Source organism: Komagataeibacter xylinus (genome assembly GCF_004302915.1).
Lineage (GTDB): Bacteria > Pseudomonadota > Alphaproteobacteria > Acetobacterales > Acetobacteraceae > Komagataeibacter > Komagataeibacter xylinus_C.
Window position 1 is genome coordinate 1 of the sequence record NZ_QQBI01000068.1, and the last position, 6099, is coordinate 6099.

Here is a 6099-nt window from a genome sequence, read left to right on the forward strand (position 1 = left end):
GCGCGGGCAGCGTATCGCCCGCCCCCGCCGCCCTCGCGCGCCACGCTGATTGACGAGGCGGCCGCCGCCGCCCACGCGGCGGCGGCGGCGGCCGATACGCTGCCCGCGCTGCGCGCTGCCATAAACGGCTTCGAGCCCTGCGGGCTACGGGCCACCGCCACCCATAGCGTGTGCGTGGAAGGCCCCGAACAGGCCCCGCTGATGCTGATTGGCGAGGCGCCGGACGCGGATGAGGACCGCAGCGGCCACCCCTTCGCGGGGGAAGGCGGCGCGCTGGTCGCGACCATGTTCGCCAGCATCGGCATTGACCGCGCCGACCTGCTCGCCGCCCCCATCATTCCGTGGCGGCCGCCCGGCGGCAGGCCGCCTTCGGTGGCGGAGGCGCGGATCTGCCTGCCCTTTATCCAGCGCGCCATCGTGCTCGCGCGGCCGGGGCGGGTGGTGCTGCTTGGCAACCTCGCCGTCTCCCTCATCACGGGGCAGGACACCACGGCCGCGCGCATGCGCGGGCGGTGGCGCGACATCACCCTGCCCACCGGCCCAGATGGCACCCCCGCCACCACGCTGCCAGCCCTTTGCATGCGCCATCCCTTCCAGTTGCGCGCCAGCGCCACGGCACGGCGCGATGCGTGGAAGGACATGCTGCTCATACGCGAAACAATCGGAAACATGCCCTTGAAATCATAAAGGGTATTAACATAATCATTCCGGCATATTAGCCTGCGGAAATTAGCTATTCATTCCTGTTTGCGCATAAGTTTTACGGTGTTTACATAAGTTCCCCCATTCTGTTCTGAAAACTTATTTACCGCCACGAAATGCGTTAGCTATTGCTTTCCCCGCGCGCACGGCTTACATCCGCTTCGCCATGCGAGGGACAATCAATACCCCCCATCACGCGGTGGCAGCCTTTCTGGCTGGCGCCGCATTTCTGGCAGGAGCGGCGTTCGCGCCGTTGCGTGCCCAAACAGTGGCGCCCGGCCGGCTGGACGATGATCCAGCCAGCCATGGCGACCATAACGAGGAAACGGCGCTCGCCCTTCCACGCCTGCACGCGCATGGTAACGCCGGGATGCCACGCCCGCTCTCGCCCGAGGATGTCAGCCACATCCGCCGGGTGTTCCGCCTGCAGGCCGATGGCAAGTTCGATGCCGCCATCCGCGAGACCGCTTCCATCCATGATGACACCCTTCTGGGCGACATCCTGGCAGCTCGCTACCTCAACCCGGCCTATCACCCCAATGCGGGGCAGCTCCGGCTGTGGCTGCGCACGTTCTCGGGCCTTGCGGATTCACCGGCCATCTATTCCATGCTGGCCGCCATGCCCGCGACAGTGCGTGGAGGCCCACTCCCCCCCGCCCCCGCGCATGACATGCTGGACAGCAGCCGCCCGCCGCAGCACATCCACCTGCCGGAGGAGGATGACCCCTCGCTGCGGGTGTTCACACGCAACAGCATGCTCGACCGCACCGTGCGCGAGCGCGCGGCCCAGGGCGTAAAGGGCGCGCGCAGCGCCCTGCACCTGATTGCCATCACACCGGGCATGAACGACCTGTATGCCGCCCATCTGCATGCCGAAATTGCCATGACGCTGTTCAGCAGCGGCGAAAACCGGCTTGCCATGTCAATCGCACGCGCTGCGTTTGAAAAATCCGGCCAGCGGCTCGGGCTTGCGGGCTACGTGGCCGGTCTGGCCGCCTGGCGGCAGGGCCGCGCCGACATTGCCGAGCCCCTGTTCGAGGCCGCATCGCGCGCCAGCCTGACGCCAGGCAGCATCCGCGCGGGGGCGGCCTACTGGGCGGCCCGCGCGCACCAGGCGACAGGCGATGTGGCAGCCTATCGCCCCTGGCTGCACCGGGCGGCGGCGGCGCCACATACTTTCTATGGCCTTCTGGCCTCACAGATTCTGGGCCTGCGGGCCTCACCGGCCAACCGGTCGGCCCACACGCCCGATACCATCAGCACCGATGCCGACATGACGCTTGCGGCAGCCCAGCAGACCATCCATGCGGGCAGCCCGGTCCTGGGTGAAATCGATATCGAGGCGGTCGCCGCGACCCCTGCCGGGCGCAGGGCGTTTGCCCTGATGCAGGTGGGCGAGCGCGAGCGGGCGGAGGCCGCGCTGCGACGGCTGTGGCCCGACATCCAGAACGACGCCGCCCTGTGCCATTCCACCCAGATGGTGGCCGATGCCATGGGGCTTAAGGACCTGGCATCACAGATGCTCATGCTGATCGACACGAACGAGAGCGAGCACAGTACCCACGCCGCCCGCTTCCCGCTGCCGCCGCTCCAGCCCGAGCATGGCTTCCGCATGGACCCGGCACTCGTCTATGCGCTGACCCGGCTGGAATCCAATTTCGACAGCAATGCCGTTTCCGGCTCCGGGGCGCATGGGCTGATGCAGGTCATGCCGGTTACCGCCGGTTTTGTGGTGCATGACAAGGACCGCTTCACCCGCCGCCCCGCCGACCTGCACGACCCCGCCACCAACCTCGACATAGGGCAGCGCTACGTGCTCTACCTTGCCCAGCTTTCCACCCAGGCGGGGAGCACCCATGTGCCCGCGGGCGGCGACATGATCCGCATGCTGGCCAGCTATAACGCCGGGCCCTCGGCCATCTCGCGCCGGAGTGCGACGATGGACGAGGATGAAGACCCGCTGCTCTATATCGAGAGCCTGCCCAATGGCGAGACGCGCGACTATGTGCGCCGGGCCTTTACCTATCTGTGGATCTATGCCGACAGGCTCGGTGTTGCCGCCCCCTCGCTCGAGGCGATGGGCCGCAATGAATGGCCCGGCTTCGGGGCCGAGATGGCCATGGCCGGCCATGCGGGCCATACAATCCATTAAGATGAGAATTTTGGGCGCCGCCTTTTTTAAAGGCGGCGTTCTTTTTGAAACCTAAAGCCTTACCAAAACTTCCTTACGTTCCGGCTGGCCGCTTCAGTTCTCGGCCAGAAGCTGGCGGCTGGCCTGCACGCGCACCACGCGGCGGCCTTCCATTTCCAGCACCTCGAACAGCCAGCCCGAGAATACGACCTTGTCCCCCTTTGCGGGCACGCGGCGCAGCAGGGCCAGCACAAGCCCCGCCAGCGTGTGGTAGCTGCCCTCGGCTGGCAGGTCGGACAGGCCGAGGCGGTCCTTGACCTCATCAGCGGGCATGGCGCCATCGAGCACGAGCACATCGTCATGCGCCAGACGCTGTGGCGGGGTATTGCCCGGTTCGTGCTGCTCGCCCACGATCGCGCCAAACAGGTCGGATGAGGTCACGATCCCCTCGAACGAACCATATTCATCAAGCACCAGCGCCATGCCCAGCGGTGAGGCCCGCATGCGCTCGAGCATGTCAAAGGCGGAGAGCGTGTCAGGCACCGAGATGGGGTGGCGCAGCCCGATCTCGACCGAGGGGCTCTTGCCATCAAGGAACCGGTCAAGCATGTCCTTGGCCAGGATCACGCCCACGGGGTTGTCCACCCCGCCTTCGCACACCACGATGCGCGAATAGGTGGTCGAGCGCAGCACCTGCAGCAGTTGCGCACGCGGCACATGGCGCTCCACCCAGCACAGTTCGGTGCGTGGCGTCATGATGGCGCGGACCGGGCGCTCGGCCAGGCGCAGCAGGCGCTCGATCATGTCGCGCTCCTCCTGCTCCAGCACGCCCGCCTGGGCACCCTCGGCAATATAGGCGCGCAGTTCCTCCACCGAGACCGACTGGCGAATCGCATTGCCAATGCCCATCAGCCTGAGCACCAGCTCCGATGAGCGGCCAAGCAGCCACACGATGGGGCGCGTGAACCAGGCCATCCACTCCAGCAGCAGCGACAGGCGGGCGGCAATGAGTTCGGGCTGGCGCAGCGCGATCTGCTTGGGCACCAGTTCGCCCAGCACCAGCATGACCGCCGTAATGGCGCTGACCACGAGGAACATGGCCAGTTCATCGGCAATCGAGCGCAGGGCTGCTATGTGTGAAAGCCACCGGCTGACACCAGCCTCGATGCTATTGCCGCCAAACGTGCCCTCGAGAATCGAGACCAGCGTCATGCCGATCTGGACGGTGGGCAGAAAGCTCTGCGGGTCGCCCGCCAGTTTCAGTGCGCGGTCCGCCCCCTTGGTGCCATCACGCGCAAGAATGGCAAGCCGCGCCCGGCGGGCGGAAATCAGCGCCAGTTCGCCCATGGCAAAAAGCCCGTTGAGCAGAACGAGGCACAATATGACAATCAGGGAAACAAGCATGATCCCACGCTCTTACAGCATATTCAGCCCGGCGGGCATATTTTGCCCCCAACCCGCGCGCAAAAGAAAAGGCGGAGCATATGCCCCGCCTTCCCTTAACCATCCGGTCGATGTGATGCCGGAATGCGTAATCAGTCGGCTGCGTCCGCCGTCTCGGCCGGGGTCGCGACCTTCTTCACGCGTGGCGGGGCCGCAGGCTTCTTGCGGGCGGCAAGCTCGGCCATCTTGGCATCGACGTGCTGGGTAAACACGTACTCAGCCGGGCGCTGGTGGTCGAGCGAGATTTCCGGCGCCATCGGCTTTTCCGTCTCGGGGCCGAACAGCGCAACCTTGGCGATGTGCCACGGGCGGCGCACCGCATCCATCACAGCAGTCGACTCGTAGCCCGAATGGACCATGCAGTCGGCGCATTTTTCGTAATTGCCGGTGCCGTAGGCATCCCAGTCGGTATCGGTCATGAGCTCGTTGAAGCTCTTGGCGTAACCTTCACCCAGCAGGTAGCACGGGCGCTGCCAGCCAAACGGGTTGCGCAGCGGCTTGCCCCACGGCGTGCAGTGATACTGCTCGTTGCCCGCCAGGAAGTTGAGGAACAGCGGCGACTGCGTGAAGCGCCATTTCTTGCCCTTGCCCAGGCGGAAGATGTCGCGGAACAGCTGCTTGGTCTTCTGCCGGTTGAGGAAGTGCTCCTGATCGGGCGCACGCTCATAGGCATAACCCGGCGCGGTCATGATGCCGTCCACGCCCATGGCCATCACTTCATCAAAGAAGGTGGCGATGCGCTTGGGGTCGGCCCCATCGAACAGGGTGCAGTTGATCGACACGCGGAAGCCGCGCGCCTTCGCCTTCTTGATCGCGGCCACGGCGCGCTCGTACACCCCGTCCTGGCAGACGGAGGCATCGTGCATCTGCGGGTCGCCATCAAGGTGCACATCCCACGAGAAGAACGGATTCGGCTCGTAATCGTCCATCTTCTTTTCAAGAAGGAGGGCGTTCGTGCACAGATATACGTACTTCTTGCGCGCGATCAGCCCGCGGATGATCTCGGGCATTTCCTTGTGCAGCAGGGGCTCGCCGCCAGCCACGGCAATAACGGGCGCACCGGCCTCGGTATCCGCATCAAGGCACTCCTGCACGCTCAGGCGCTGGTTCAGGATCTGCGCGGGGTAGTCGATCTTGCCGCAACCGGCGCAGGCCAGGTTACAGCGGAACAAGGGCTCGAGCATAAGCACGAGCGGATAACGTTTACGCCGCGTGACATGCTGCTTGACAACATAGGCGCCGACGCGGACTGCCTGCATAATAGGAACGGCCATGAAACCTCTGCTCCTGCACCGGCCCAACCGCCGGTCTCATATTTCAAGTCTGGTAGGTCGGACTATGGACACATCCACCTACAAGAAAACAAGCCCAACATCACTCAGCCGTGCACACAGAGCATGCCGAGAATGCGAACTTGTACGACACATGAAGCCTTTCGCGAGGGTATAGGACAGAAACCATCCTGTATTCAATTGCTATTGCCTTCAGTGTTGCCAATTAACAACAGTCAGGGAATTAGAGACTGTATTTGCACGCCTAACCGGAGTAACACATCGCGATTACGCTAAGGTCGCCATGGTCTGTTTGCCATGAGCCGCCATTCATCGCCGCCGGGGCAGCCCCGCCCGGCCCCTTGCCGGGGCGTGGGGCCTAACCGAAAACCGGGTCGGTTCCTCCCATATGGGCAAGGGCCGACACAGAACAATGGACGCGAACATCATGGATCAGACCAAACCCGCGATTCCGACCCTTGGGCGCTACGCCCAGCTTGACCGGGTGCAGTGGCCGCACGACATGCGCAACCTCTCGGTCGAGCAGCTCAA

General features: G+C 64.6%; 4 protein-coding genes. 2 read left to right on the forward strand and 2 right to left on the reverse strand.

Going from position 1 to position 6099, the window contains the following annotated elements; all coding sequences use genetic code 11:
• Positions 1 to 687 (forward strand): uracil-DNA glycosylase (locus tag DV027_RS16790; RefSeq protein ID WP_130732954.1); only part of this gene is annotated, 687 nt, incomplete at its 5' end.
• A 181-nt stretch (positions 688 to 868) separates the two neighbouring features.
• Entirely contained in the window at positions 869 to 2854 is a 1986-nt protein-coding gene (locus tag DV027_RS16795; protein ID WP_130732955.1) for a lytic transglycosylase domain-containing protein, read from the forward strand.
• Positions 2855 to 2947: 93 nt separating this feature from the next.
• Here the strand turns inward: DV027_RS16795 and DV027_RS16800 are convergent, their stop codons facing one another.
• Together DV027_RS16800 and hpnH are read right to left on the reverse strand one after the other, a co-directional pair.
• Positions 2948 to 4237, reverse strand: a complete 1290-nt coding sequence (locus DV027_RS16800; RefSeq protein WP_130732956.1) for a hemolysin family protein — start codon at positions 4235 to 4237, stop codon at positions 2948 to 2950.
• A 131-nt stretch (positions 4238 to 4368) separates the two neighbouring features.
• Positions 4369 to 5550, reverse strand: coding sequence for an adenosyl-hopene transferase HpnH (gene hpnH / locus DV027_RS16805; protein ID WP_130732957.1), 1182 nt, complete (start codon positions 5548 to 5550; stop codon positions 4369 to 4371).
• Between the last annotated feature and the right edge of the window lie 549 nt (positions 5551 to 6099).

Bases quoted from the DNA above. Each gene is read 5' to 3' on its own strand.
- DV027_RS16795 (WP_130732955.1), top strand. From the start codon at position 869: ATGCGAGGGACAATCAATACCCCCCATCACGCGGTGGCAGCCTTTCTG.
- DV027_RS16800 (WP_130732956.1), bottom strand. From the start codon at position 4,237: ATGCTTGTTTCCCTGATTGTCATATTGTGCCTCGTTCTGCTCAACGGG.
- hpnH (WP_130732957.1), bottom strand. From the start codon at position 5,550: ATGGCCGTTCCTATTATGCAGGCAGTCCGCGTCGGCGCCTATGTTGTC.